Source organism: Mycobacterium sp. C31M (genome assembly GCF_053345865.1).
The window spans coordinates 1-25,107 of sequence record NZ_JBKFAX010000032.1 but is presented as its reverse complement, the minus strand read 5'-3'; the positions used below and the strand labels follow the sequence as shown (position 1 = coordinate 25,107).

Below are 25,107 nucleotides of genomic sequence, written 5' to 3'. Positions count from 1 at the left end.
GACCGGCCGGTGCGACATGCCGCCGTCACAGCATCGAGATGTGCGCGCTTGACTTGAACCGCTTCAAGTTCGGCACAGTGGTTCCCATGACCACCGAACTCGCCGGCGACCTGACCATCCAGCAGCTGTCCCGGCGCACCGGCCTGGCCGAATCGGCCCTGCGCTAATACGAGCGCGACGGTCTGCCGCCGAGCAGGCGGTCATCGCGACGTTCGTCGAACTCGGCGACACACTGTTGGAACAGGAGGCGCACCATGTCCGCTGACATCGCCCCCAACCTGGTCACCGGAGGATCGGGATTCATTGCCGCACATACCGGAGTTGACGGTCATCAACCCGGTCGGGGTGTTCGGCCCGGCGCTGGGATCCGGCCTGTCGACCTCGGTGGGCATCATCGCGCCGGCGCGCCGATGACGCTGCCGGAGATCGCGGCCACCCTGCGGGACCGACTCGGTGCCGCGGCAGATCTCCAATGCCAAGGCCGTCACGCAACTGGGCCGGCACCCCCGCCCGGCGACCGACGCGGTCACCGCGTCGGCGCAGAGCTGCTGGACCGCTAGCTGGGCCCACCTACGGCCGCCAGCTTGGCCGGCGACGAGGTGATCTCGTCGATAACGGTGTGGATGAACCGCATCTTCTCCAGTACCGCCGGCGGTAGCACAAACGGGTACAGGTCCTCCCGGCCCATCGACCGGTTGACCATGTTCAGCGCCCAGGCCAGCGGCAGCCACATCTCGATGATGGTGTCGAAACCGCTGGGGCCCAAGACCCTTCGATCGAAGGTGGCGCCGGCCGGGGCCAGGCCGAACGCCGCGGCGGTGTCCATGGTGTCCCGGATGTGCAGATAGTGGGCGAAGGTCTCGGCCCAGTCCTCGGCCGGGTGCATGGTGGCATACGACGACACGAAGTCGTTCTCCCAGCCGGCCGGTGCGCCCTCGCTGTAGTGCCGGTCCAGCGCCGCCTGATAGTCCAGGTCGGGATCGCCGAACAGGGTGTTGAAACCCTCGAGGTACTCCGGTGACGGACTGACCAGCCGGTAGAAGTAGTAGTGCCCGATCTCGTGCCGGAAGTGCCCGAGCAGCGTCCGGTAGGGCTCCTCCATCGCGACCCGCAACTGCTCGCGGTGCACATCGTCACCCTCGGCGAGATCCAGGGTGATCACCCCGTCGGCGTGACCGGTGAAGACCTTCTCTTCGTCACTGCTGAGCAGATCGAACGCCAGCCCGTACTGCGGGTCCTCGTCGCGGCCGACGATCGGCAGCTTGAGTTCGTGCAGCTCGGCGATGAGGCGACGCTTGGCCTTCTCGGCGGAGGCGAACGCGGCCAGCGCGACGGTGTTCTGATCGCCGGGCCGGGTCCTGGTCAACGCGCAGGACACGCAAAGATGAGCCACCGGTCCCTTCTCCACCAGCCAGTTGCATTCGGCCAGATGCAGATTCGCGCACAGCTGATACTGCTTCTCATCCACGGCGCCGGCGTGCTCGCTCTCCGCTTCGGGTGCGATCACCAGCAGCGCCATGTCGTCCAGCGAGAAGCCGAGCGAGGAATTGCACGACAGGCACAGCGAGTTCTCGAACGCCAGCCGCTGCCCGCACGCCGGACAGTTGAAATCACGCATCGCGGACCCTCCCTAGTTCGGTGCGACGTCGACCGATACGTCGATCACGCTACTCTCCGACTCGGTGTAGATGATGCCGCGCAACGGCGGCACGTCGGCGTAGTCACGTCCGAACCCGACCACCACATAACGTTCGTCGACCATCTGGTCGTTGGTGGGATCCATACCCAGCCAGACGTTCTGCGGTGTCCACACCGCCGCCCAGGCATGCGTCGCGTCCACACCCACCATGCGTTCCTTTCCCGGCGGCGGGTCGGTGGCCAGGTATCCGGAGACATAACTGGCGGCCAGCCCGTTGGCGCGCAGGCAGGCGATGGCCAGCCGCGCGAAGTCCTGACATACCCCCTCGCGGGCGCGCAAAACCTCGGCCACCCCGGTGGACACCGTGGTGGAACCGGACCGGTAGGTGAAATCGGAGAAGATCCGTGCGTTCAGGTCGGTGAGCACCTCGATCAACGGGCGTTCCGGGGTGAAACTCGGTGCCGCATAGGCCCGGACCTCGTCGGTGATCTCCGGTGGCGACAGGTCCAGGGTGAACTCGGTGGCCAGTGCGCCGTCCGGACCGACCGGGCGCGCGATCTCCCACGGCGCCCGGGCCGACCCACCGGCATATCGGTCCGGCGCAGGCGGGTCCACCTCCACCAGCGAGTGGCTGGTGACGATCAACGTCCGGTGCCGCTCCGTGACGTGGAAATAGGAGCTGACATTGCCGTAACCGTCACGGCTGATCGAGCTGTCGGCGGCCTCCGGGTCGATGACCAGCTCATGGGACAGGCAGCGTTGGTGCCCCGAGTCCCGCGGGGTGAGGAAACCCCGGCCGTAGGAGGACGTGACATCGTCGGAGTACCGATAGGTGGTCCGGTGCGTGATCGCGTAGCTGCGGGTGCTCACGGCAGCAGCCTCCGTTCGTCGGGACCCCACAGCGGTTGCATACCGCTGGGCAGCGACAGGTGCGCGGCGGTGACCAGATTGGACAGCTCGCGCAGGTCGGCATGCAGTCCGTCGAGCAGTTCGGCCAGCACCGCGCGGGTGCCGTCGCGGGCGATGATCTCCAGGTCCTCCGGATCCACCCGGCGCAGCTTGGCCGCGATGTCGTCGGCGAGGCGTTCCGACCTTGACGAACCCGATGACGATGGCATCCGGCGCAGGTTCTGGCGCACCCGCTCGAACTGGTAGACCAGCGATCGCGGGTTCTCGCCGTCGAAGAGCACCAGATCGGCCACCGCCGCCACGCTGACCTTGCCGAGGTTGCGCCGGCGGTAGATCACCGAGGACTCACACGCCACCAGCATGGACTCGGTGACGGTCTGCTCGGCACCGGGGCTGCGCACGGAGCACAGCGTGGCCCGCAGCAGTGCGGTGAGGCCCAGCCCGCGCTCGAGACGTTTGCCTATGTCCATCATCGTCCAGCCGACGTCCTGCACCATCGACTCGGCGGCCATCCCGGACAGCGCCAGCATGCCGGCCAGCGTCTGGGTGTGCGCGGTCAACAGATAGGCATCCCCGGCGGCCTGGGATTCCGGTTGCGCGCCACGGGTTCCCACCGCGCGCTCGACGGCCGCCAGCACCATCCAGGTGTCATTGGACATCTGGTCGCGCACACCTCGGGCAGCCTGGCCCAGCCGTTCCACCGACTGCGCCAGCGAACCCGGCCTGCGCCGATCGGCGGTCAGCGCCCACAGCGTGCTGGGTGCCACCGCGATGGCCTCGTGATCGTCGTTGCCGATGCCGGTGTCGGTGCCGGTGATCTTGCCGATGGCGGCCAGAAGCACTGGCACACACTGGCTTTCGGCCATGTCCTGGCGGTACCGGTATTCGTGGTAGCGCTCCCGGGTCACGGTTAGCAGTCGGGCCATGTGCTCGGCGCGTTCGGCGTAGCGCCCCAGCCAGTACAGGTCGGCCAGCACCCGCGGGGAGCTGACGGCGCGGGTCGGACTCGGTGTCATGAGCGGCAGATCGGCCGCCGGGGTGGGCACCGCCTTGGCTCGATCCGGGGTGCGGACCCAGACATCCTTGGCCGCGACGGTGTCCAGGGTATAGGCGGCGTTACCCGGTGCGGGCAGGAACCCCAGCCCACCCATCATCGGCGCGTACCCGCCACGCTGAGCGACGGTGAACAACCGCATGCCGACATCGGCGGCGGATACTCCGCCGGGATAGTAATCGGTTGGCGCCGAGGAGAATTCGGGCAACTCCTGACCGACCCACTGCCAGGGGGTGGCACCGATGCGGGCGGCGAGCTCGTCACGGGCGGCCAACGACAGCGCCGGGCCGACGATGGGCGCGCCACCGGTGACCGGCTTGATGATCAGCTCCGACAGATGCGACAGCAGATGGGACCGCTCCACATCGATTCCGCCCCAGTAGATCTGAGGTGACGGCAGCAGCGGCGTCTCGCCCACCAGCAGCTCGGACAGCTCCGGCAGGAAGCGCATCAGACCCGGGCTCTCCAGGATGCCGCTGCCCAATGTATTGACCACGGTGGCCGCGCCCCGGCGCAGCACCTCGACCAGACCGACGACGCCCAGGCGTGAGTCGGCCCGCAGTTCCAGCGGATCCGCGTAATCGGCATCCACCCGGCGCAGCACCACATCGACACGTTTGAGGGTGCCCAGCGAGCGCATCCACAGCTTGCCGTCGCGAACCACCAGGTCGGCACTCTCGACGAGCGGAAAACCCAGAACACTGGCCAGGTAGGCCTGGTCGAACGCCGTCTCGGACTGGGTGCCGGGGCTGAGCACCACCACGACGGGTTCCTCGGCCGCCTCGGGTGCGGCATCGATGAGGGCCAGCCGCAGTGCCTGCGCCCACGGCGACGCCGGGCGCGGTGCGATGCGCTCGTACAGGTCGGGGGCGGCGTGGGCGATGACGCGCCGACCGGCCAGCGCGTAACCGGCCCCCGACGGCGCCTGCGTCCAGTCGGCATTGACGACGTAGGCCCCGGAACCGTTCCGGCTCACATCACAGCCGTGCAGGAACAGCTGATGACGGCCGGGCACCTCGATGCCCTGGGCGGCCCGGACATAGGCCGGATGCGCGAACACCAGTTGCGGGGGCAGCACCCCGCTGGTCAGTGACTTGCGGGCGCCGTAGAGGTCGGTCAGCACGACGTCCAGCAGCCGGGACCGCTGCACCAGCCCGGCCTCCAGGGTGTCCCAGTCGGCGGTCGATATCAGCAGCGGCAGTGCGTCCAGGCGCCACGGTTCGGCGACCGCGTCATCGGAGGAGCCGTCCTTGTTGACGTGCACATAGGTGATGCCGTCGTCGTCGACCAGGCTGCGCACCGTGGACCGCAACCGGTCCAGCCCGTCACGGCCCCGCTCGCCGACACACTCGGCGAGCTCCTGCCAGGCCGGCCGGATGTCACCGGCGGCATCGATGAACTCGTCGTATCCGTTGCCGACGACGCCGCGCACGGCGAATAGCGCCTGCTGGGCACGCCGAGCACGGTACTCGGCGAGGACATCGCCCGCGCTCGTCGTCACGCCGGCGACTCCCATATTCGGCTCGGATGAACTGTGTGTACGGAGAACCATCAACGCAGAACGGTACGCACCCGCCGCAGATCGAGAATGCCCGGAGCACCCATGTCGGTGGACTGCCGTGCCTGCTTCTCTCTGATCTGCGCCATGTCGACGCGTCCGGCGTTGAATCCTGTCGCTTCGAAACGCCGTCCGCGTCGTGATTCGGCCTCCACCGCATTCACCGGTGGGGTTTCGTAGGCCCGACCGCCGGGGTGGGCGACGTGGTAGGTGCAGCCCCCCTTGGACATGCCGGTGACGGTGTCGATGAGTTCCAGCCGCAGCGGCACGTCGACGGTGATGGTCGGGTGCAGCGCGCTCGGCGGCTGCCAGGCCCGGTAGCGCACCCCGCCGACCTGGATATCGGCCTTGTCGGTCGCCAGCAGCGGCACCGGGTGGTCGTTGGCGGTGACCACATAGCGGTGCCGGTCGGCGCCGACGAGGCGGACCTGCACACGCTCCACCGAGGAATCGACATAGCGGGCGGTACCGCCGCCGGTCGATTCCTCGCCCAGCACGTTCCAGGGTTCGATCGCGCCGCGCAGCTCGATCTCCACCCCGTCGAACACCGCGGTGCCGATCCGCGGGAAACGGAACTCGGTGAACGGGTCCAGCCAGCTGGTCTCGAAATCCACACCGTGCGCCCGCAAATCGGCGGCCACATCGGCGATATCGTGAATCAGGAAGTGCGGCAACAGGTACCGGCCGTGCAGATTGGCACCGTGACGGATCAGCGGGGCGCGCAGCGGCTCCTCCCAGAACCGCGAGATGAGCGAGCGCACCAACAGTGACTGCACCATCGCCATCTGATAGTGCGGCGGCATCTCGAAACCGCGTAGTTCCAGCAGGCCGAGCCGGCCGCGCGGGCCGTCCGGGCTGTAGAGCTTGTCGATGCAGAATTCGGCGCGGTGGGTGTTGCCGGTGATATCGGTGAGCAGATGCCGCAGCGCCCGGTCTGTCACCCACGGCTGAGCGGCTCCCATCTCGGCCAACCGCGCGATCTCGGCGAACGCGATCTCCAACTCGTACAGCGATTCCGAGCGACCTTCGTCGACCCGGGGTGCCTGCGAGGTGGTGCCGATGAACCGGCCGGCGAACAGATAGGACAGCGATGGATGCCGCTGCCAGTAGGTCAGCAGCGACACCAGCAGGTCGGGGCGGCGCAGCAGTGGCGAGTCCGCCGGGGTGATCCCACCCAGGGTGATGTGGTTGCCGCCGCCGGTGCCGCCATGGGTGCCGTCGACATCGAAGGCCTCGGTGGACAGCCGTGCCCTCCGGGCCTCCTCGTACAGCGTCTCAAGCTGAGCCCTCTGCTCGCCGAAGCTGGTGGTGGGTGCGACGTTGACCTCGATGACACCGGGGTCCGGCGTCACCGTCATGGATGTCAGCCGGCCATCGTGCGGCGGGCCGTACCCCTCGATCACCACCGGGGTGTCGATGGCCGCCGCGGCAGCCTCGATGCGCGTCACCAGATCGACAAAATCGTCGAGTTTGTCGGTAGGCGGCAGGAACACGTACAGCAGCCCGTCCCGGATCTCGGCCACCAGCGCCGTCGGCGGCGCATCCTCGGCGTCGTCGACGGGCGCCTCGGCCTGGCGGGCGGGGCCGCGTTTGAGCGTGCCGTGCTGGGTCAGCGGGTCCGCCTCGAAGGTGCGACGCGGCGGCATCCAGCTGATCGAGTTCAGCGGCAATCGCAGGCCGGCCGGCGAATCGCCTTCCAACAACACGATCCGGCCGCGGCGCAGCTTCCAGTCCGAGCTGGCCCAACCCTCGTCGTCCTCGCGACGGTGCAGCGGCAGCACGTGGGCGGCCGCCTCGGCCACCGGCGAGTCGAGCCGGGCCAGCAGGGCCTTGCGGGCCGCGGCGTCGTCCTCGGTGAGGTCGTCGCCCACGGCGACCGGGTCACCGGCGGGCTGACGCACCGCACCGGCAAGCCGGCCCAGCGCGTCCTCGTAGGCGGGCCGCACCTGGGTGGCCGGCAGGGTCAGACCGTCGGCGATGGCGGCCAGCAGCTGGGCGTCGGCGCCGTCCGGAACTGGATCGGCTCGGGTCATCGCCCATGGGTCGGCCAGCAGGGCCGGGTCCGACCACAGCGGTTCACCGTCGGCGCGCCAGAATAACCCGATCTGCCAGCGCGGCAAGGGTTCTCCCGGATACCACTTGCCCTGGCTGCGCTGTACCAGCCCGTTGGGGGCCCAAACCTTGCGCAGCCGCTCCGCCAGCGCGGAGGCCCGCTGCCGCTTGTGCGGACCGTCGGCGGCGGTGGTCCATTCCGGATCGGTCTGGTTGTCTATCGACACGAAGGTGGGCTCACCACCGACGGTCAACCGGACGTCGCCGGCCGACAGCCGGGCGTCGACACGGGCACCGAGGTCGACGATCGAGGCCCAGGCCGCATCGGTGTATGGCAGCGTGACCCGCGGGTCCTCATGGATGCGGGTGACGACATTGCTGAACTCCATGGTGGACTCGGCCTTGCCGATGGCCCCGCTGATCGGCGCTGCCGAGGATGGGTGCGGGGTGGCCGACAGCGGGATGTGGCCTTCCCCGGCGAACAGTGCGGAGGTGGGGTCCAGGCCGATCCAGCCGGCGCCCGGGATGTAGACCTCGGTCCAGGCGTGCAGGTCGGTGAAGTCGGCGGCCGGGCCGGACGGGCCGTCCAGCGCCTCGACATCGGAGGCCAACTGCACCAGGTATCCGGAGACGAAGCGGGCGGCCAGTCCCATCTCGCGCAGGATCGAGACCAGCAACCAGGCCGAATCACGGCAGGACCCGATCTTGGTCTCCAGTGTGAAGTCCGGGGACTGCACGCCGGGTTCCATCCGCACGCTGTAGCCGACATCGGCCCGCACCGCGGCGTTGAGGTTGACCAGGAAGTCGATGGTGCGGGTGCCCTTTTCGACGTGGAAGTTCTTCACCCACTCCCGAACCAGTCGGCCGGGCCCGGACCTTTCGTCGTCCTCGTCGACGGGCCGCAGATAGGGCTCCAGGTCGGCGATCAGCTCCTTGGGGTACTCGAACGGGAACGTCTCGGCCCATTCCTCGATGAAGAAGTCGAACGGGTTGATCACCTTCAGATCGGCGATCAGCCCGACCGTGATGGTCAGCTCGCGGGCCCGGTTCGGGAAGACCACGCGGGCCAGGAAATTCCCGAAGGCGTCCTGCTGCCAGTTGATGAAGTGATCCGCGGGTTCGACCTGCAGCGAGTAGGCCTCGATCGGGGTGCGCGAATGCGGCGCGGGGCGCAACCGGATGACCTGCGGCATGATCTCGACCAGTCGGTCGTAGGTGTAACTGGTCCGGTGCTCCAGCGCCACTTTGATTCCCATGACTGCAAATCCCACCACACCACAGGGGTCACCGCAGCACGGTGCGTGCCGGGTGTCGCGCCTGTCTCTACTCGATGACCGCCACGAGGTCGAAGTCGTAGAAGGCTTCCTTGACCGCCTGCATGAGTGCGTCCTTGGTGTTGGCCGCACCGGGCTCCCAGGCGGTCACCGACATGCACACCGCGCCACCGAGGGTTCCGGTGGCCAGCAGCATGCGGCCGCCGATCCGGTCCAGATCGGTGGCGGTGATCCCGGGTTCGGGCGAATGCGCGACAAAGAAATCGGCCGGGGTGCCGTCGGGGCGGTTGACCTCCTCGGGCAGCGGGCCGCTGTTGGACGACCCGATCGGCTTGCCGACCTTCATGACCAGCTTCTCGAGGCGGCGCAGCAGGAATTTCGGTGTGTAGGGGGCCAGTGGCAGCGGGGCCAGCATTTGCTCGCGGTTCTCGGCCAGCTCGATCAGCGCGGTCTTGATACCGCCGCGGATGGGCCGCAGATCGCCGACGGCGGTCTGTGGGTCGGCCATCACCGTGATGGTGTTGAGCGCGTTGCCGCGGGTGTCCCCCTCGACCCGTTCGTTGACCGGCAGCGAGAGCATCGCCTGGCCGTCGGCGTCGACCCGCCCGGTGATGGCACCGATACGGGCCGCGATCCCTGCGAGCAGCGCATTGCTGGTTCCGCCAAGGGCAATCGCGCGGGCATCCCATTCGTCGGCGTCGACGCGCACCGACACGGTGGGCAGGCTGACCGGTTGTTCGGAATGCACGCGGGTGACGGTCACCGGCACGGCCTTGGCCGATTCGGACAGTTCGGCAGACTGGTCGCGGGCCAATTTGGCCGCCCCGATCACCGCGGCCGGGACCTCGCGCAGTGCGCGCGCTGCGATGACCAGGTCCGCGCGCAGGGCCTGCGCGCGGGTCCGTGACCGCGCGGCCGGATAGCCCAGATCACGGCCGGTGCCGTTGACGGCATGGGTGATGGACTCGATGAGGGCCGCCGCGTCGGCGACGGTGTGCGAGACCACCAGCGTGACCACCGCACCGCCCTCGACCAGTTGTTGCACACCGAGGTGCCAGGGCGGTCCGTGTTCGGGGTCGACCGGGACCTTGCCACGCTCTTCGACGTAGTCCCACACCTCGTCGCGGCGCCGCTCGGCCGCCGAGATGTCGATACCGTGCGAGTCACCGATCGGCACCCAATGGTGGCGGCCCAACGGGATCGTCGAACGTTCCAGGACCCGACCCAGCAGGGTGTCGGCCAGGTTGCGCTGGAATCGCCGCAACCCGTCGAGGTCGACGCCGCGCTCGTAGATCCAGATGTACTGGATCACCGGACCGCGTCCCAGTGCCCGTAACGCCAGGTAGGAACCCTGGTCCATATATGCCAGCGTGTTATCAGCCGGATGGTTCATACCCGGAGGGCCCTTTCTCGCCGCGTGGTGGCGTCGGCACGTTCGGGCCCCCCAGTTCGTGCCGATCCGGCCGGAATTTTAACGGATTGGTCAATATCTCGGGTGTCAATGTCCCCGAGTTCGCCAGAATCTACCCCGGATCCGCTGGCAGCGGGGTGCTACCCGTTTGCCTCAGATCGCGACACCAGCCGCATGCCGAGCTCGTCGAGCGGCACCGAATGCCCCTTGTCGCAGACAATTTCGACGTGCGCGTCGGCACCGCAGCTGCGGTGGCTCAGCCGCAGCCTGCCGTTGTTCGGCAGATGGTTGCGGCCCCATTCGAACATCGCCCACACCACCGGCATGAAATCGACACCCGCCTGGGTCAACACGTACTCGTGCCGGGTCCGCTGCCCGGACGCTCGGTAGGGCTTTTTGCTCAACAACCCGGCGGCCACCAACTCCCCCAGTCGCGCCGATGTCGCGGCCTTGGTCAGCCCGACCCGGCGCGCAAAATCGTCGAAGCGGGTGGTGCCGTAGTAGGCCTCGCGCATGATCAGCATCGTCGATTTCTGCCCGACGACGTTCATCGTCTTCTCGATCGTGCATTCACCGATCGCCGACCAGGCGTCGCGGTCTGCGAGCGGCCCGTCCAGAACTGTCATGCACATCACTCTAACGCTGGGTTGTCGTCACTGAACTCAGGTTGGTATATCTGAGTATAGTACACAGTACTCAGCGTGGAGTGAGCAGGAGGTACAGATCATGTCCGGATTCTCGGATCGCGATGCGGTCATCGTCGGTGCGGTACGCACCCCGGTCGGTAAGGGCAAGGCGAACGGTGCCCTGCACGGGGTGTTACCCGCGGATCTGTTGGCGCACAGCCTGCGCGAACTCATCCAGCGCACCGGTGTGGACCCCGTCCTCGTCGACGATGTGATCGCCGGGGCCGTCACCCAGGTCGGTGACCAGGCCGTCAACATCGCGCGAAATGCGCTGCTGGGTGCCGGTTTCCCCGAGACGGTGCCCGGCACCACGGTGGACCGCCAGTGCGGCAGCAGCCAGCAGGCGATCAGCTTCGCCGCCCAGGGTGTGCTCGCGGGCGCCTACGACATCGTGATCGCCGCCGGTGTCGAGTCGATGTCGCGGGTGCCGATGGGCTCCTCGGTGCTGCCGGGCAGCGACCCGTTCGGTCATGACATGGCCGCCCGCTACCCCGAAGGCCTTGTGCCGCAGGGCATCAGCGCCGAGTTGATCGCTGCCAAGTGGCAGTTGTCCCGGGCCCAGCTCGACGAGTTCTCGGCGTCCAGTCACGAGAAGGCCGCCCGCGCCACCAAGGACGGGCTGTTCGACAACGAGCTCGCGCCGATCGCCGGCCTGAGCACCGACGAGATCATCCGTCCCGGCACGACGGTGGACACTCTGTCGGGCCTGCGGCCGGCCTTCTACAACGAGGCCTACGCGGCTCGGTTCCCGCAGATCAACTGGGACATCACGCCGGGCAACTCGTCACCGCTGTCCGACGGCAGCGCCGCAGTCATGATCACCAGCGGTGCCACCGCACGCCGGTTGGGCCTGCGCCCACTGGCACGCATCCACACCACCACGGTGGTCGGGTCCGATCCGCTCCACATGCTGACCGGCGTCATCCCGGCGACCGAGAAGATACTCACCCGGGCCGGTCTGCAGCTGTCCGATATCGACCTGTTCGAGGTGAACGAGGCGTTCGCCCCGGTGGTGCTGAGCTGGGCTGCCGACACCGGTGCCGACCTTTCGAAGGTGAACGTCAACGGCGGCGCCATCGCGATCGGCCACCCGCTGGGCGCCAGCGGTGCGCGCATCATGACCACTCTGGTCAACGCGCTGTCGCAGCGCGGCGGCCGGTATGGCCTGCAGACCATGTGTGAGGGCGGTGGCATGGCCAACGCCACCATCATCGAGCGCCTGTAGGCCTCACCATTCGACGGTCGGGCTCAGCCCGAAATCGCCGAACGCCGCGGAGACCGCCTCGGCCAGCGACTCCGCGGTGTTCGGACCGCCGACCTTCCAGGACGCGATGCTGATCGCGGCGGTCCCGTTCGTGATCGTCACACCGAGCGCCAGATGCCCGCCGCGACGGGCGAAGGCGTCCTCGGTGACCCCGTTCTCGATCATCCGGCCGATGAAAAAATCGGCGTCGGCCCCGTCGATGCGGCTCAGCGCCGGGGGCATATCGCCGGCATTCGAGCAGCCGATCGGCCGGCCCTCCTGGAGCACTGCCTTCTCGACCTGTGCCATCAGGAATTTGGGGACGAACGGGATCAGTGGCAGCGGTGCCATCACCGCATCGCGGATCTCCTTCATCTCGACCAGCGCATCCTTGACGGCTTTGCGCAGCGGTCCGAGATCGGTGGTGACGGTGCCCGGGTCGACCGTCACCGTGATGACGTTGAGGGCGTTCCCGCGGGTGTCGCCCTCGGTGCGTTCGCTGACCGGGAAGGTGAGCATCACGTTGCCGTCGGCATCGACGCGGCCCAGCGCATGACCGAGGCGGGCGGCCAGCGCGGCGACCAGGGCGTTGCGGGTGCCACCCAGGTCGGCGACCTTCTGGTCGAAACTCGCCACGTCAATGCTGGCCGCGACCATCGGCACGGTGACGGCGTCGGTGGCTCCCGTCGTGACGGGCTTGTCCCGCTTGGCCGGTTTCGGTTTGCCTGCGGCCTGCTGTCGTTGCAACCGCACAGTGCCCACGATCGCCGACGGAATCCCGGGCAGCACCCGCGCCGTGGTCCCGATGTCCTCACGCAGCGCTCGGCGCCGGGTCCGGGACCCGGCAGCCGGATAACCCAGCTCGAACGGCACTCCCTCGACCGCCGAGACGATCGACAAAGTCGAGGCGGCACCGTCGGCGACGGTGTGCGAGAACACCAGCGACACCGCTGCCCCACCGCCGACCAGTGGTTGCACGGCCAGGTGCCAGGGCGGGCCGGTCTCCGGGTCGACCGGGATCTTGGCCCGTTCGTTCACCCACTCCCACACCTGTGCCCGGGTGCGTTCGGTGGCAGCCACCTCGATACCGGCCGGTTCCGGGCAGCTCACCCAGCGGTGCCGACCGAACGGCAACGGTGACGGCTCGATGCGGCGACCGAGCAGTGTCTGTCCCAGGTTGCGCTGGAACCTTCGTAACCCGTCCATGTCGACATCACGGTCGTAGATCCATACCGATTGACCGACAGGCCCCCGCTTCAATGCCCGCAGCGCGACGTAGGACGCGTGATCCATGTAGTCGACCGTGTTCGGCGCGAGCATGCGCACCACCCCCATCCCCCGAAGCATCGGGGGTGAGAGTACGGCCTGTTCACGTGCGGACGAGCTCGAACAGCGGGATCGACCGCGATGTCTTGGCCTGGTAGTCGGCGAACACCGGCGCCACCTCGACGATCTTCGGGTAGGTCGCGTCACGTTCGGCGTCGGGCAGTTCCCGGGCGGTGACGTCATAGGCGTCGGTGCCCACCTCGATGCGCGCGGCCGGGTTGGCTCGCAGATTGTGCACCCAGGCCGGGTCCTTCGGCGCGCCGGCGTAGGAACCGACGATCAGCACCTTGCCGTCGACCTCCAGATAGGCCAACGGCGAGAGCCGCGGCTGCCCGGACTTGGCGCCGACGGTGTGCAGCAACAGCAGCGTGCCGCCCTCGAACGGGCCGCCGACCTTGCCGGCGTTGGCCCGGAACTCCTCGACGATCTGACTATTGAAATCGTCGAGCGCGGCGACGTCGGCGACCAGCTTGTCCTTGTCGAGTTCACTCATACTTTTTCCAGCTTCTCCGGCTTGGCGTCTATTCCCGCTTCCTTACGCTGTTGCGCGGTGATTGGGGCCGGCGCATCGGTCAGCGGATCGACACCCCCACCGGACTTCGGGAAGGCGATGACCTCACGGATCGAGTCGACCCCGGCCAGCAGCGCGACGATGCGGTCCCAGCCGAAGGCGATACCGCCGTGCGGCGGGGCGCCGAAGGTGAAGGCGTCCAACAGGAATCCGAACTTGTCCTGGGCTTCGGCGTGGTCGATACCCATCATCGCGAAGACCCGCTCCTGCACATCGCGGCGGTGGATACGGATCGAGCCGCCGCCGATCTCGTTGCCGTTGCAGACGATGTCGTAGGCGTTGGCCAGCGCGGAGCCGGGATCGGTGTCGAAGGTGTCCACCGACTCCGGCTGCGGCGCGGTGAAGGCATGGTGCACCGCTGTCCAGGCGCCGGAGCCGACGGCGACGTCCCCGGAGGCGGTGGCGTCATCGGCCGGTTCGAACAGCGGCCAGTCGACCACCCAGGTGAACGCCCAGGCGGCCGGGTCGATCAGGTCGAGGCGCTTGGCGATCTCGATGCGGGTCGCGCCCAGCAGCGCACGCCCGCCCTTGGGTGTCCCCGCGGCGAAGAACACACAGTCACCGGGAGCGGCGCCGACGTGCGCGGCCAGACCGTCACGCTCGGCGTCGGACAGGTTCTTGGCCACCGGTCCGGTCAGCGAGCCGTCCTCGCCGATCAGCACATAGGCCAGGCCCTTGTGCCCGCGCTGCTTGGCGAACTCCTGCCAGCCGTCCAGGGTGCGCCGGGGCTGCGAGGCGCCTCCGGTCATCACGACCGCACCGACGTAGGGCGCCTGGAACACCCGGAAGGTGGTGTCTTTGAAATACTCGGTGCATTCGACGAGTTCGACGCCGAAGCGCAGGTCGGGCTTGTCGGAACCGAAGCGGCGCATGGCCTCGGCGTAGCTGATCCGCGGCAGCGGGGTGGGCAGTTGGTAGCCGATGGTCGACCACACGGCCCGCAGGATCTGTTCGGAGACGGCGATGACGTCATCGGCCTCGACGAAGCTGAGCTCCATGTCCAGCTGGGTGAACTCGGGCTGGCGGTCGGCGCGGAAATCCTCGTCGCGGTAGCAGCGGGCGATCTGGTAATAGCGCTCCATGCCTGCGACCATCAGCAGCTGCTTGAACAGCTGCGGGCTCTGCGGCAGCGCATAGAAGCTGCCGGGCTGCAGCCGGGCGGGCACCAGGAAGTCCCGCGCGCCCTCCGGGGTGGACCGGGTCAGCGTCGGGGTCTCGATCTCGACGAAATCATGCTCGGCCAGCACGCCGCGGGCGGCGGCATTGACCTTGGAGCGCAACCGGATTGCCTTACCCGGCCCCTCCCGGCGCAGGTCCAGGTAGCGGTACTTCAGGCGCGCTTCCTCACCGGCGGTCTCGTCGAGCTGGAACGGCAGCGGCGCGCTCTCCCCCAATACCGTCAGCTCGACGGCGTTGACCTCGATGTCGCCGGTGGCGATCTCGGCGTTGGCGTTGCCCTCGGGCCGCACCTCGACCACACCGGTGACCGCGACGCAGAACTCGGCGCGCAGCCGGTGCGCCTGCTCCAGTACGGCCTCGTCGCGGAACACCACCTGCGAGACCCCGGAGGCGTCGCGCAGGTCGATGAAGATGACACCGCCGTGGTCACGCCGACGGGCCACCCAGCCCGCCAGGGTGACGGTCTGACCGGCGTCGGTGGACCGCAACGAACCGGCGGGGTGACTGCGCAGCACGTAAAACTCCTGTGTGTCGATATGGCGATGACGACTGCTCAGTCTAGAGACGCCTCCATCCGCGGCTCGATGCCGTCCCGGTTAAGGTCGGCAGGTGGCGATGTATCCGTGCGAACGTGTCGACCTGGACTTCATCTCCGATGCCCCGTTCCGCTTCGTCAGCACCGTGGACCTCGCGATCACCCCGGAGCAGGTGTTCGAGGTGCTCTCCGACGCGCAGTCCTGGCCGCAGTGGGCATCGGTGATCACCAAGGTTGTGTGGACCAGCCCACAGCCGTATGACATCGGCACCACCCGCACGGTGACCATGCGCGGCGGGATCGTCGGCGACGAGGAGTTCCTGGCCTGGGAACCGCACAGTCACATGGCGTTTCGCTTCAATCAGGCCTCGACTCGCAGCATCACCGCGTTCGCCGAGGACTACTGGATCGTGCCCACCGCGGGTGGTTGCAACCTCACCTGGGTGATGGCGATGCGGCCGCGGGGTCGCGTCGCCAAACTGGGAATGACCGCGGGCAGGCCGGTGATGGCGTGGATGTTCCAGCGGTTCCTGCACAATCTGCGGCGCTACACCGACGCCCGTTACTAGCCGTCAGTAGACGCCCGCCCAGGCCGCCCGCCGCGCGACGTCGGGATCCTCGACGGTGGTATCGCGCGTCGACCGGATCACCAGGGTCTTGCGGGTGTCGGTGTCGAAGCGCGGCCACTCGCTGAGCCCGGCGGTCGCGAAATCCAGCCACAGCCGTTGCATCCGCCGGCCCACCGCGGGCTGTACGCGGCGGCCCAGCGGGTGCAGTTTGCGACCCAGGTACGAGCTGTAGCTGTGCTGGATGTGCACGATCTCGCTGCCGTGGGTGGCGCCGAGCCCCAACACCTTCAGCGTCCAGGTGGTGTGGTCGAACCGGTACATGTGGGTCGGCGCGTCGGCGCTGTAGGCGTCGACGAAGGCCCATGTCGGGGCGCCGAACATGGCGTCGGACCCGAAATCGATCAATGTCCGGCGACGCGGAAAACCCGGATACCCGGCCAGCACCTGATCACGGGCGTCCGGCGCCCAGCGCGTGAAGAACCCGTCGACCCCGCTCGCGGTCGTCGGCAGCATCGGCGGCTTGCCCCAGGCGAACATCGACGCCTCGTGACTGTTGGTCCCGATGATCAGCGGTATCGGGGTCACCGCGCCGCGGCGGGCTGCCTCGATCGGATGGTGTGGCAGCAGGTCGACCCCGTGTGTCAGCCCGTAGGCCAAGGTCGGGGTGTGCGCCACACTGTCCAACTGCAATTGCCCGGCGGCACGGCGTAATCGGCGCTGCGGCAGCGCCTTGACCTCGTCGGCCTCGACACCCAGTTCGGCGAGGAAGGCATGCGCCTGGCGGGCCCGCGACTCGCGGTCGGCGATCAGCGGCAGCGCCGGGCTCTGGGCGATGGCCCGGTCGAACAACCCGGCCGCGGCGGGGCTGGCCAGCAGTGCCAGCACCGAGGTGGCACCGGCGGACTCGCCGAACACCGTGACCTGGTTCGGATCTCCACCGAACGCACCGATGTTCTCGCGGATCCACTGCAGCGCGGCGATCTGGTCACGCAGGCACAGGTTGTCCTCGAAACCCGGCCCCAGATCGCCGAGCTCGAATCCGCCGAACACCCCGAGCCGGTAGGTCACGTTGACGACCACGACATCGCCGCTGGCGGCGAGCCGGGATCCGTTGTACAGCTGCAGTTGCCCGGCCCCGTACACGAAGGCACCGCCGGGGATCCACACCATCACGGGCAACGATGCGGACACATCGGGTGACCAGACGGTGACCGTCAGGCAGGCCTCATCGCGGACCTTCGGGTCATCGCGCCCGCCGCCGACAAACGACCGGCCCTGCGGGGGCAGCGGCCCGTGTTCGATGGCGTCGCGCACCCCATCCCACGGTTTGAGCGGTTGCGGGCCCAGGAAGCGCAGATCCCCCACCGGTTGTTCGGCATAGGCGACTCCGCGCCACACCCCGACACCACCCTCGGTGGTACCGCGGAGCAGGCCGTGCGACGTCGGCACGATCGTCGACAGTTCGGCGACAGAGGGCACATCAGAATCGTAGTGTGGAAAAGTGGACCCGGCTTGAACAAGACACGGTGCCGACACTGCAGATGGGTTGGTGGGGACGATGACCTTCAACGAGGGCATGCAGATCGACACGAGCACGACGTCGAGCAGTGGCCGCGGCGGCGGGGGCGGCCGGCGGATCGCACTCGGTGGCGGGATCGGCGGGCTGTTGCTGGTGGTCGTCGCGCTGTTCCTGGGTGTCGACCCCAACAGCGTGCTGCCGCAGGACCAGGGCATGTCCACCGAGGGGGTGTCCTCCCCCGGCTTCGACCTGAGTCAGTGCAAGACCGGCGCCGACGCCAACGAGCTGGTGCAGTGCCGGGTGGTCGCGACGGGCAACTCGGTGGACGCCGTCTGGCAGCAGCTGCTGCCCGACTACCGCCGCCCGCAGGTGCAGTTGTTCAGCGGTTCGGTCAACACCGACTGCGGTCCGGCCACCAGCGAGGTCGGCCCGTTCTACTGCCCCGCCGATCAGACGGCCTACTTCGACACCGACTTCTTCGATATTCTGCGTGACCAATTCGGTTCCAGCGGTGGGCCGTTCGCCCAGGAGTATGTGGTGGCGCACGAGTTCGGCCATCACGTGCAGAACCTGCTCGGCGTGCTGGGCCGCGCCCAGCAGGACCCGACCGGCCCGACCGGCGGTGGGGTGCGCACCGAACTGCAGGCCGACTGCTATGCCGGGGTATGGGCCCACTATGCCGCGATCACCAAGCAGGAGGGCACCGATGTGCCGTTCCTGGAGCCGTTGAGCGACAAGGACATCGCCGATGCGCTGTCGGCGGCGTCGGCGGTCGGCGATGACCGGATCCAGCAGGCAGCCACCGGCCGGGTCAGCCCGGAATCGTGGACGCACGGGTCCTCCGAGCAGCGCCAGCACTGGTTCACCGTCGGGTACCAGACCGGCGACCCGAACCAGTGCGAAACCTTCGCACCCGGCGCCCTGCGTTGACCGACGAGCACATCGAGCCCGACACCAAGGACTGGACCTGGGTGCTGGATCGCCCCTGCCCGGACTGCGGTTTCGACCCCGCGGCGGTGCAGCCGAGCGAGGTGGCCGGACTCGTCGAGCGTGATGCCGCCGACTGGATGCACCGACTGGCCGGCGCACACGTGCGGGAGCGTCCGGCACCGGGGGTCTGGTCACAACTGGAGTACGGCTGTCACATCAGGGATGTGCACCGCATCTTCGACCGCCGGGTGCAGTTGATGCTCACCGAGGACGTACCGCTGTTCCCGAACTGGGATCAGGACGCGACCGCGATCGCCGATGACTACCCGGCCCAGGATCCCGCGGTGGTGGCCGGCGAACTGTTCGACGCCGCCACCACGGTCGCCCGGGCCTACCGCGAGGTGCCCGACGACGCCTGGCCCCGGCGTGGATTACGCAGCAACGGAAGCGAATTCACCGTCGCCAGCATCGCCGTATATCACCTGCACGACATCGTGCACCACGCCTGGGATGTCCGACCCTGAACTCAGAGCCGGGACTGTTCCTTGATACCGGTGTCGCTGGTGCGCAGCGGGCGGATCAGTCCGTCCTGGCTGAACGAGGCGATCAATTCGCCCTCCTCGGTGTGCACGGTGCCGCGGACATACGACATCCCGGCACCCACCTGGGTGCTCTCGTGTCCGTAGAGCAGCCAGCCCTGCCACGTGACCGGTTCGTGGAAGCTGACCGACACCGTCATCGGCGCGGTCGACACCGTCAGGTGTGCCTGCGCGGTGCCGATACCCTCGTGTGCTCGCATGGTGGTCGAAATCCCCAGGTGTCCGGTGAAATACGCGATCAAGGCCTTCGCGAGATCATCGCGTGCCGGTATCGGATCGTAGTGCAGCCAGGCATGCAGCTCCGGCGGGCCGACCTCGTCGGGGCTGTTGACGTCCACGACGTCGACCAGCCGCAGCTGCCGTCCGGTCATCGGCATCGCGGAGACATTGGCCTGCTGCGGCCCCGCGACATCCGGCCGCGGCAGGTGGTGACGGATGACGTCACCGGAGGGCACGTCGGCCAGCACGGTGACGGTGATGCACCGCTTGCCGTTCTGCGAGGCGGTGATCACCGCGGTGGCCGTGGACCGGCCCTCGGAGACGACGTCGATATCGAGTTCGACGGGCGGCCCAACGAGCACCACCCGGGCGAACACCGCGTACACCGATCGCACCGACTTGTCCGGGAATCGCTTGGCGGCCGCGACGATGGCCTGGGCCAGGACCTGTGTGCCTTCGACGACCTGACGATCATCGGCACCGGCGAGACCGGTCTGCGCGATGAAGCGGTTCTCCCCGTCTGGCTGCGGTTCGAACAGCTCGAGCAGACCCTCCAGCGTCCACTCGACCGCCTGGGCCTGATCCGAAGTCGTCATCGTGTCCCTTTCCTGGGTGCCGGCAAGTCCACATGGGGACTCTACAAAAACGGTAACGTCATTCTCATCGCTTGCACAACGGGTACGACAGGCAGGGACCCAGATGGCTGACGCCGAGGAAACCGAATCCCGGCAGGTCCGGTTCATGAGATCGGCGCTGGCGATTCTCGGCGAAACCGGTCGCACCGACTTCACCGTGCTGGAGGTGGTGGAGCGGTCGAAGACTTCGCTGCGGTCGTTCTACCAGCACTATTCGACCAAGGACGAGCTGCTGCTGGCCCTCGTCGACAAGATCATGTCCGAATCGACGGCGCGCTGGCGCGCCGATGTCGCCGACCTGGACGCGGTGTCGGCACTGCAGGTGCTGGTCGACCGCATCAGCGCGCCGGCCGCGTCGACCAAACAGGACAGCATCAATCGCGGGCTGACCTTCTTCAACGACCACCTGGCCGAGTCACTGCCCCAGGAGTACGCCCGAGTGCTGGCGCCGCTGCATGCGCTGATCAGGGACATCATCGCCGCCGGGATCGCGGAGGGGGTGTTCCGCGGCGGACCCGAGACCGCGACGGACAGCACCGCGGCGTTGATCATGCAGACCGTGCTGGGCGCACTGCGACTGCAGGTGCTCGGTGCCGAACTGACCGGCACGCCGATCGAGGGCACACAGATCTTCGAATTCTGCGTTCACAGCCTGCTCGTGGACCCTTCGCGCCCCGTTTGACGCGTGGTAATGTCATTACCGATATTTGGGAATATGACTCTCATAGAGCGGCAAACGTCATGAAGAACCCCGAACAGATGCTGTTCGCCTCGACCGCGCAGGCCTTCCTGGAGAAGGAGGCACCGCTCTCCCGGGTGCGTGAGATGCAGTCCGCCGGCGTGTCCTTCGAAACCGATTGGTGGCAGCGCGCGGCCGAACTCGGATGGTCGAGCCTGCTGGTGCCCGAGGAACTCGGCGGTGGCAGCGTTTCCGGTGACGGCGTCGCCGATCTGGCGCTGCTGGCCGAGCAGGCGGGACGCAGCGTGGCACCAGGTCCGCTGCACCCCGTCAGCGTGGTGTTGGCCGGTCTGGTCGAGGCGCCGGACGGGCACGAGGACACCATCGAGGGGTTGGTTGCCGGGGAGGCGATCGCCAGTTGGGCGGTCTACGAACCCGGACATCCGTGGTCGCCGCTGCAGCCCGGGTTGACGGCGACCGCGGTGGACGACGCGTACCGACTGGACGGTGTGAAGGACCGGGTCGAAGCCGGAGACGTCGCCTCCGCGTTCCTGGTCACCGCGACGCTGGACGGGGTGGTGCGCCAGTTCGTCGTGCCTGCCGACGCGGCCGGGGTCACGGTCGAGGCACAGAACTCGGTGGACATGGTGCGACGTTATGCGCGAGTCACTTTCGACGGGGTGGTGGCGCCGGCGGTGGTCGGTTCCGCGGAGCAGACGCCGGCGATCATCGAGCGGCAGCGCCAGATCGCGTTGGTGCTGCAGTGCGCCGAGATCGTCGGGATCCTGGATTCGGTGCTGGCGATGACGCAGCAGTGGTTGTTGGATCGGCACAGTTTCGGCAGGCCGTTGGCGTCGTACCAGGCGTTGAAGCACCGGTTCGCGGATATGAAGCTGTGGTTCGAGGCCTGCCGCGGGACGACCTCCGGTGCCGTCGAGGCGGTCGGCGCCCGGTCAGCGGATGCCCCGAAGTTGGTCAGCGTGGCGAAAGCCTATGTGGCCGAACGCGCTCCGGTGATGCTGCAGGACTGTGTGCAGTTGCATGGCGGGATCGGGGTGACCTGGGAGCACGACCTGCACCTGTATCTGCGTCGGGCGTCGTTGAACCGCGCGATGTTCGGCTCGCCGGAAGACCATCACCGCACCGTGTTCGAACTGAGCCGGAAGGTTTCCGCATGACCGATACCGTGGCCTCCACCGAAACCGTCGCCGACTTCGCGGCGCGGGCACGCCAGTGGCTGACCGACAACCTGCCGCCCATCGACCCGGAGAACCCGCCGTTCTCGGTGCGTGCCGAGCAGCAATCGTGGGATCGGGCCAAGGAGTTGCAGCGCAAGCTGTACAAGGGCGGTTTCGCGGGGATCTGCTTCCCCCGCGGATACGGCGGTCTCGGTTTGGATTACGCGTATCAACGGGCATTCAACGCCGAGTGCCGATTCTTCGAGATGCCGCTGATCCTGAACACACCGTCGTTCACCATCTGCTCGGCGACCATCCTGGATGTCGGTAGCGAGGAGCAGAAGCGCGATCGGATCTCGGCGGCCATCCGGGGTGAGGAGGTCCTGTGCCAGTTGCTGTCCGAACCCAGCGGCGGGTCGGACCTGGCTGGGGTGATCACCCGGGCCGACCGTGTCGGCGACAAGTGGATCATCAACGGCGCCAAGACCTGGAGCACATCGGCGTTCGCGGCGGATTACGGGCTGATGCTGGCCCGTACCGACTGGACGGTGCCCAAGCACGAGGGGCTGACGATGTTTCTGGTGCCGCTGAATGCGCCCGGGATCACGATGCGTCGGATCACCGAGGTGAACGGCAACGAGGAGTTCTGCGAGGAGTTCTTCGACGGACTCGAGCTCGGCGATGACGCCGTGGTGGGGGCCGTGAACGACGGTTGGACGGTGGCGTCGCGGCAGCTGCACCACGAGCGACGCGCGGTCGGTGGCGGTTCGGAGTTCGCCAGCGGGACCGGGGCCGAGAATGCCAGTGAGATGCCGCCCAACCATGTGGCGCTCGCCGAGGCGACCGGGCAGGCCGACGATCCGCGGGTGCAGGATCTGGCCGGGCGGGCCCTGGCGAGGCGGATCGTCAAGGACCAGCTGATCGAACATGTCACCAAGTCGATCGGCAACGGTTCGCTGCCGCCGAATGCCGGGACGCTGATCCGGTTGATGCACGCCGAGACCACCGAGCTCGAGGTGGACACCGCGCTGGCCATCGCCGGTACCGCCGGCGTGATCGACGACGGTGACGGCCTACTCGACATCGGGGTGCGGTACCTGTCGCGGCAGACCGGGTCGCTGGGCGGCGGGACCTCGGAGATGGCGCGCAACGTGATCGGCGAGCGGATCCTCGGCTTCCCCCGCGAGCCGGCCGCCGATCGCGGGGTGCCGTTCAATCAGGTGAAGCGGAACAAGAGCTAACTCCGGATGAACTCCAGCAGGTCGGCGTTGATGACGTCGGCGTGTGTGGTGGGCATGCCGTGCGGGAAACCCTCGTAGGTCTTCAGGATCCCGTTGGGCAGCAGCTCGGCCGACAACGGGCCGGCATCCGCGTAGGGCACGATCTGGTCGTCGTCGCCGTGCATGACGAGCACCGGGATGGTGATCTTCTTCAGATCCTCGGTGAAATCGGTCTGCGAGAACGCCACGATGCCGTCGTAGTGGGCCTTGGCACCGCCCATCATGCCCTGGCGCCACCAGTTCTGGATCACGGCCTCCGAGGGCTCGACACCCTCGCGGTTGTATCCGTAGAACGGGCCCGACGGCAGCGCCCGGTAGAAGTCGGATCGGCTGGCCGCCAGCTGCGCCTGCAGATCGTCGAACACCGACTTGGGCAGGCCGCCCGGGTTGGCCTCCGTTTGCACCATGAGCGGCGGCACGGCCGCGATCAGCACGGCCTTGGCGGCGCGCGCCTCGCCGTGGCGGGCCAGGTAATGCGCCACTTCGCCGCCGCCGGTCGAGTGCCCGATGTGCACCGCGTCCTTCAGATCGAGATGCTCGACGACGGCGGCCAGGTCGTCGGCGTAGTGATCCATATCGTGACCGTCGGCCACCTGGGCCGAGCGTCCATGACCACGCCGGTCGTGCGCGATGACACGGAAACCGTGCGACAGGAAGAACAGCATCTGGGTGTCCCAGTCGTCACCCGAGAGCGGCCATCCATGGCTGAAGACGATCGGCTGGCCGGTCCCCCAGTCTTTGTAGAAGATCTCGGTTCCATCGGCGGTGGTGATCGTCGGCATGTCGGCAGTCTATTGCGCACCGCCAGGGCCCGCTTCCCTCTGCAAATATTTCCCGAAATATTCATCGGTGCAATACTTTTCGACTCGAATCAGGGAATAATCGGTTGTCCCGCGCCGCCGGGGATGGTCACCATGGATGCCATGGCCGATATCGATCGATTCATCGCCGATGGCTTCATCAAGATCGAGCGAGCCTTCGACCGCGAACTCGGCCTGAACTGCCAGAGCCAGTTGTGGCGCACCGTCGGCCTCGACCCCGGCGCGCCGGACACCTGGACCGAGTCCCTGATCCGGGTCGACGGAATGGCCACCCCCGAGTTCACATCGTCGGCCAACACCGACAAACTCACCGCGGCATTCGACGCTCTCGTCGGGCCGGGTGGCTGGCGACCACGAGTCGGCATGGGGACCTTTCCACTGCGCTTCCCGAGTGCGGAGCCGCCACGCGAGGCGGGGTGGCATGTCGAGGGCTCCTTCTACGACGCATCGGGTCCACGGCTGAGCCTGCGATCCAAAGGTCGCGCCCTGCTGATGCTGTTCCTCTACTCCGATGTCGGGCCCGACGATGCGCCTACCGAGATCCGGGTTGGCTCGCACCTCGCGGTGCCGAAGGTGCTCGCCGAATACGACTCCGACGGCGCGCCTTGGATGTCGGTATGCGAGCGGGTGGTCCCGGAGACCGAGGATCACCCCATCGCGAAAGCCACCGGCCGGATCGGCGACGTCTACCTGTGCCATCCGTTTGTCGTCCACACCGGCACCGCCCATCGCGGCACAGTGCCGCGGTTCATGGCCCAGCCGCCTTTGGAGCCGACCGGCGAGCTGGATCTCGACACCGACCACCCGAGCCCGGTCGCCGCCGCCGTCCTGAATGGACTGCGTCAGAAGGGTGGTGGGTCGTTGTCGGTGTAGGTGGTGTTGGGTCGACCTCGTTTTTGGCGGTCCCCGCCCGACCCTTGTCGGTGGTGCCGTTGGCGATTCTGTTCGAGGGCGATTTCGAGTGCGTTGCGGGTGCGTTCGGCGTTGATGCGGTATTCGCGGTCGTGTTTTCGGGTGCGTTGTCGTGTCGGGATGGTGGGTTCGCGGTCGTGGTTGTCGATGAGGCTGATGTGGCGTCGCCGCGGGATCTCGGTGTGAAACGAGTTGTGCGGGAACAGCACCGATGCCAGGGGTCTGGTGGTGTAGGTGTGTCCGGTGGGCGCGGCCCAGGTTGTTGAGCCGTCCGAATGAGCGGTGGGGGTCCAGCCGGTGTTCAGGGTCTTGATGAGGTGATGTTCGCG

At 67.7% G+C, this 25,107-nt stretch carries 20 protein-coding genes and 1 pseudogene; 8 read left to right on the top strand and 13 right to left on the bottom strand.

Translation table 11 applies throughout. The features are described 5' to 3' along the window. Window positions 1-556 precede the first annotated feature (556 nt). From ACLBYA_RS30875 to ACLBYA_RS30850, 6 genes are all read right to left on the bottom strand, one after another. Entirely contained in the window at window positions 557-1,618 is a 1,062-nt protein-coding gene (locus ACLBYA_RS30875; RefSeq protein ID WP_447713288.1) for a zinc-binding metallopeptidase family protein, read from the bottom strand. Window positions 1,619-1,630: 12 nt separating this feature from the next. Next, window positions 1,631-2,539, bottom strand: a complete 909-nt coding sequence (locus tag ACLBYA_RS30870; protein WP_447713287.1) for a transglutaminase family protein — start codon at window positions 2,537-2,539, stop codon at window positions 1,631-1,633. Continuing rightward, window positions 2,506-5,118, bottom strand: a complete 2,613-nt coding sequence (locus tag ACLBYA_RS30865; protein ID WP_447713286.1) for a circularly permuted type 2 ATP-grasp protein — start codon at window positions 5,116-5,118, stop codon at window positions 2,506-2,508. Before ACLBYA_RS30865 ends, ACLBYA_RS30870 begins: the two co-directional genes overlap by 34 nt. Before the next feature lie 35 nt (window positions 5,119-5,153). Further along, window positions 5,154-8,468, bottom strand: a complete 3,315-nt coding sequence (locus ACLBYA_RS30860; RefSeq protein ID WP_447713285.1) for a transglutaminase family protein — start codon at window positions 8,466-8,468, stop codon at window positions 5,154-5,156. A 67-nt stretch (window positions 8,469-8,535) separates the two neighbouring features. Beyond that, window positions 8,536-9,846 carry a hypothetical protein gene (locus tag ACLBYA_RS30855; RefSeq protein ID WP_447713284.1) on the bottom strand — a complete coding sequence of 437 codons (1,311 nt, stop codon included), beginning with the start codon at window positions 9,844-9,846 and terminating at the stop codon, window positions 8,536-8,538. A 191-nt stretch (window positions 9,847-10,037) separates the two neighbouring features. Continuing rightward, window positions 10,038-10,523, bottom strand: a complete 486-nt coding sequence (locus ACLBYA_RS30850; RefSeq protein WP_447713283.1) for a winged helix-turn-helix transcriptional regulator — start codon at window positions 10,521-10,523, stop codon at window positions 10,038-10,040. 100 nt (window positions 10,524-10,623) lie between these two features. On the opposite strand from ACLBYA_RS30850, the gene ACLBYA_RS30845 reads away from it, so the two are divergent. Further along, entirely contained in the window at window positions 10,624-11,808 is a 1,185-nt protein-coding gene (locus ACLBYA_RS30845) for a thiolase family protein (protein WP_447713282.1), read from the top strand. Window positions 11,809-11,811: 3 nt separating this feature from the next. On the opposite strand, the gene ACLBYA_RS30840 is transcribed toward ACLBYA_RS30845, so the two are convergent. From ACLBYA_RS30840 to aspS, 3 genes are read right to left on the bottom strand one after another with little or no spacing between them, the layout of a single operon-like run. Beyond that, the gene (locus tag ACLBYA_RS30840; RefSeq protein ID WP_447713281.1) at window positions 11,812-13,173 is read right to left on the bottom strand and encodes a hypothetical protein; all 1,362 of its coding nucleotides are present in this window, start codon (window positions 13,171-13,173) and stop codon (window positions 11,812-11,814) included. 22 nt (window positions 13,174-13,195) lie between these two features. Further along, window positions 13,196-13,645 carry a nitroreductase family deazaflavin-dependent oxidoreductase gene (locus tag ACLBYA_RS30835; protein WP_447713280.1) on the bottom strand — a complete coding sequence of 150 codons (450 nt, stop codon included), beginning with the start codon at window positions 13,643-13,645 and terminating at the stop codon, window positions 13,196-13,198. Then, window positions 13,642-15,417 (bottom strand): aspartate--tRNA ligase, encoded by a 1,776-nt coding sequence (aspS, locus tag ACLBYA_RS30830; RefSeq protein ID WP_447713279.1) that lies wholly within the window; start codon window positions 15,415-15,417, stop codon window positions 13,642-13,644. Before aspS ends, ACLBYA_RS30835 begins: the two co-directional genes overlap by 4 nt. Window positions 15,418-15,517: 100 nt before the next feature. On the opposite strand from aspS, the gene ACLBYA_RS30825 reads away from it, so the two are divergent. Further along, window positions 15,518-16,006 carry an SRPBCC family protein gene (locus ACLBYA_RS30825; RefSeq protein WP_447713308.1) on the top strand — a complete coding sequence of 163 codons (489 nt, stop codon included), beginning with the start codon at window positions 15,518-15,520 and terminating at the stop codon, window positions 16,004-16,006. Between the two features lie 3 nt (window positions 16,007-16,009). Here ACLBYA_RS30825 and ACLBYA_RS30820 read toward each other — a convergent pair whose 3' ends face one another. Continuing rightward, the gene (locus ACLBYA_RS30820; protein ID WP_447713278.1) at window positions 16,010-17,485 is read right to left on the bottom strand and encodes a carboxylesterase/lipase family protein; all 1,476 of its coding nucleotides are present in this window, start codon (window positions 17,483-17,485) and stop codon (window positions 16,010-16,012) included. A 79-nt stretch (window positions 17,486-17,564) separates the two neighbouring features. Between ACLBYA_RS30820 and ypfJ the strand changes: the two genes are divergently transcribed. Both ypfJ and ACLBYA_RS30810 read left to right on the top strand, forming a co-directional pair. Next, a complete protein-coding gene (ypfJ, locus tag ACLBYA_RS30815) occupies window positions 17,565-18,455 on the top strand; it encodes a KPN_02809 family neutral zinc metallopeptidase (protein ID WP_447713277.1) in 891 nt (296 codons plus the stop codon). Continuing rightward, the gene (locus ACLBYA_RS30810) at window positions 18,452-18,979 is read left to right on the top strand and encodes a DinB family protein (protein WP_447713276.1); all 528 of its coding nucleotides are present in this window, start codon (window positions 18,452-18,454) and stop codon (window positions 18,977-18,979) included. The genes ypfJ and ACLBYA_RS30810 overlap by 4 nt, the downstream gene beginning before the upstream one ends. A 2-nt stretch (window positions 18,980-18,981) precedes the next feature. On the opposite strand, the gene ACLBYA_RS30805 is transcribed toward ACLBYA_RS30810, so the two are convergent. After that, window positions 18,982-19,869 carry an acyl-CoA thioesterase gene (locus ACLBYA_RS30805; protein ID WP_447713275.1) on the bottom strand — a complete coding sequence of 296 codons (888 nt, stop codon included), beginning with the start codon at window positions 19,867-19,869 and terminating at the stop codon, window positions 18,982-18,984. Between the two features lie 103 nt (window positions 19,870-19,972). Here ACLBYA_RS30805 and ACLBYA_RS30800 point away from each other — a divergent pair, with 103 nt between their 5' ends. From ACLBYA_RS30800 to ACLBYA_RS30790, 3 genes are read left to right on the top strand one after another with little or no spacing between them, the layout of a single operon-like run. After that, entirely contained in the window at window positions 19,973-20,590 is a 618-nt protein-coding gene (locus ACLBYA_RS30800; RefSeq protein WP_447713274.1) for a TetR/AcrR family transcriptional regulator, read from the top strand. 59 nt (window positions 20,591-20,649) lie between these two features. Next, window positions 20,650-21,765: an acyl-CoA dehydrogenase family protein gene (locus tag ACLBYA_RS30795; RefSeq protein WP_447713273.1), complete on the top strand. Its 1,116-nt coding sequence runs from the start codon at window positions 20,650-20,652 to the stop codon at window positions 21,763-21,765. Then, window positions 21,762-23,006: an acyl-CoA dehydrogenase family protein gene (locus tag ACLBYA_RS30790; protein ID WP_447713272.1), complete on the top strand. Its 1,245-nt coding sequence runs from the start codon at window positions 21,762-21,764 to the stop codon at window positions 23,004-23,006. Before ACLBYA_RS30795 ends, ACLBYA_RS30790 begins: the two co-directional genes overlap by 4 nt. Here the strand turns inward: ACLBYA_RS30790 and ACLBYA_RS30785 are convergent. Beyond that, a complete protein-coding gene (locus ACLBYA_RS30785) occupies window positions 23,003-23,827 on the bottom strand; it encodes an alpha/beta fold hydrolase (RefSeq protein ID WP_447713271.1) in 825 nt (274 codons plus the stop codon). The two genes, ACLBYA_RS30790 and ACLBYA_RS30785, sit on opposite strands and share 4 nt — an antisense overlap. A 141-nt stretch (window positions 23,828-23,968) precedes the next feature. Between ACLBYA_RS30785 and ACLBYA_RS30780 the strand changes: the two genes are divergently transcribed. Next, window positions 23,969-24,739 carry a phytanoyl-CoA dioxygenase gene (locus tag ACLBYA_RS30780; protein ID WP_447713270.1) on the top strand — a complete coding sequence of 257 codons (771 nt, stop codon included), beginning with the start codon at window positions 23,969-23,971 and terminating at the stop codon, window positions 24,737-24,739. On the opposite strand, the pseudogene ACLBYA_RS30775 reads toward ACLBYA_RS30780, so the two are convergent. Next, a pseudogene (locus tag ACLBYA_RS30775) lies at window positions 24,709-25,107 on the bottom strand (hypothetical protein); the annotation flags it as partial. The gene ACLBYA_RS30780 and the pseudogene ACLBYA_RS30775 sit on opposite strands and share 31 nt — an antisense overlap.

Coding starts and splice junctions, on each gene's coding strand:
- ACLBYA_RS30875 (WP_447713288.1), bottom strand. CDS start 1,618: ATGCGTGATTTCAACTGTCCGGCGTGCGGGCAGCGGCTGGCGTTCGAG.
- ypfJ (WP_447713277.1), top strand. CDS start 17,565: ATGACCTTCAACGAGGGCATGCAGATCGACACGAGCACGACGTCGAGC.
- ACLBYA_RS30840 (WP_447713281.1), bottom strand. CDS start 13,173: ATGCTTCGGGGGATGGGGGTGGTGCGCATGCTCGCGCCGAACACGGTC.
- ACLBYA_RS30850 (WP_447713283.1), bottom strand. CDS start 10,523: ATGACAGTTCTGGACGGGCCGCTCGCAGACCGCGACGCCTGGTCGGCG.
- ACLBYA_RS30825 (WP_447713308.1), top strand. CDS start 15,518: ATGTATCCGTGCGAACGTGTCGACCTGGACTTCATCTCCGATGCCCCG.
- ACLBYA_RS30785 (WP_447713271.1), bottom strand. CDS start 23,827: ATGCCGACGATCACCACCGCCGATGGAACCGAGATCTTCTACAAAGAC.
- ACLBYA_RS30805 (WP_447713275.1), bottom strand. CDS start 19,869: ATGACGACTTCGGATCAGGCCCAGGCGGTCGAGTGGACGCTGGAGGGT.
- ACLBYA_RS30865 (WP_447713286.1), bottom strand. CDS start 5,118: ATGGGAGTCGCCGGCGTGACGACGAGCGCGGGCGATGTCCTCGCCGAG.
- ACLBYA_RS30835 (WP_447713280.1), bottom strand. CDS start 13,645: ATGAGTGAACTCGACAAGGACAAGCTGGTCGCCGACGTCGCCGCGCTC.
- ACLBYA_RS30855 (WP_447713284.1), bottom strand. CDS start 9,846: ATGGACCAGGGTTCCTACCTGGCGTTACGGGCACTGGGACGCGGTCCG.
- ACLBYA_RS30780 (WP_447713270.1), top strand. CDS start 23,969: ATGGCCGATATCGATCGATTCATCGCCGATGGCTTCATCAAGATCGAG.
- ACLBYA_RS30790 (WP_447713272.1), top strand. CDS start 21,762: ATGACCGATACCGTGGCCTCCACCGAAACCGTCGCCGACTTCGCGGCG.
- ACLBYA_RS30800 (WP_447713274.1), top strand. CDS start 19,973: ATGGCTGACGCCGAGGAAACCGAATCCCGGCAGGTCCGGTTCATGAGA.
- ACLBYA_RS30860 (WP_447713285.1), bottom strand. CDS start 8,468: ATGGGAATCAAAGTGGCGCTGGAGCACCGGACCAGTTACACCTACGAC.
- ACLBYA_RS30845 (WP_447713282.1), top strand. CDS start 10,624: ATGTCCGGATTCTCGGATCGCGATGCGGTCATCGTCGGTGCGGTACGC.
- ACLBYA_RS30795 (WP_447713273.1), top strand. CDS start 20,650: ATGAAGAACCCCGAACAGATGCTGTTCGCCTCGACCGCGCAGGCCTTC.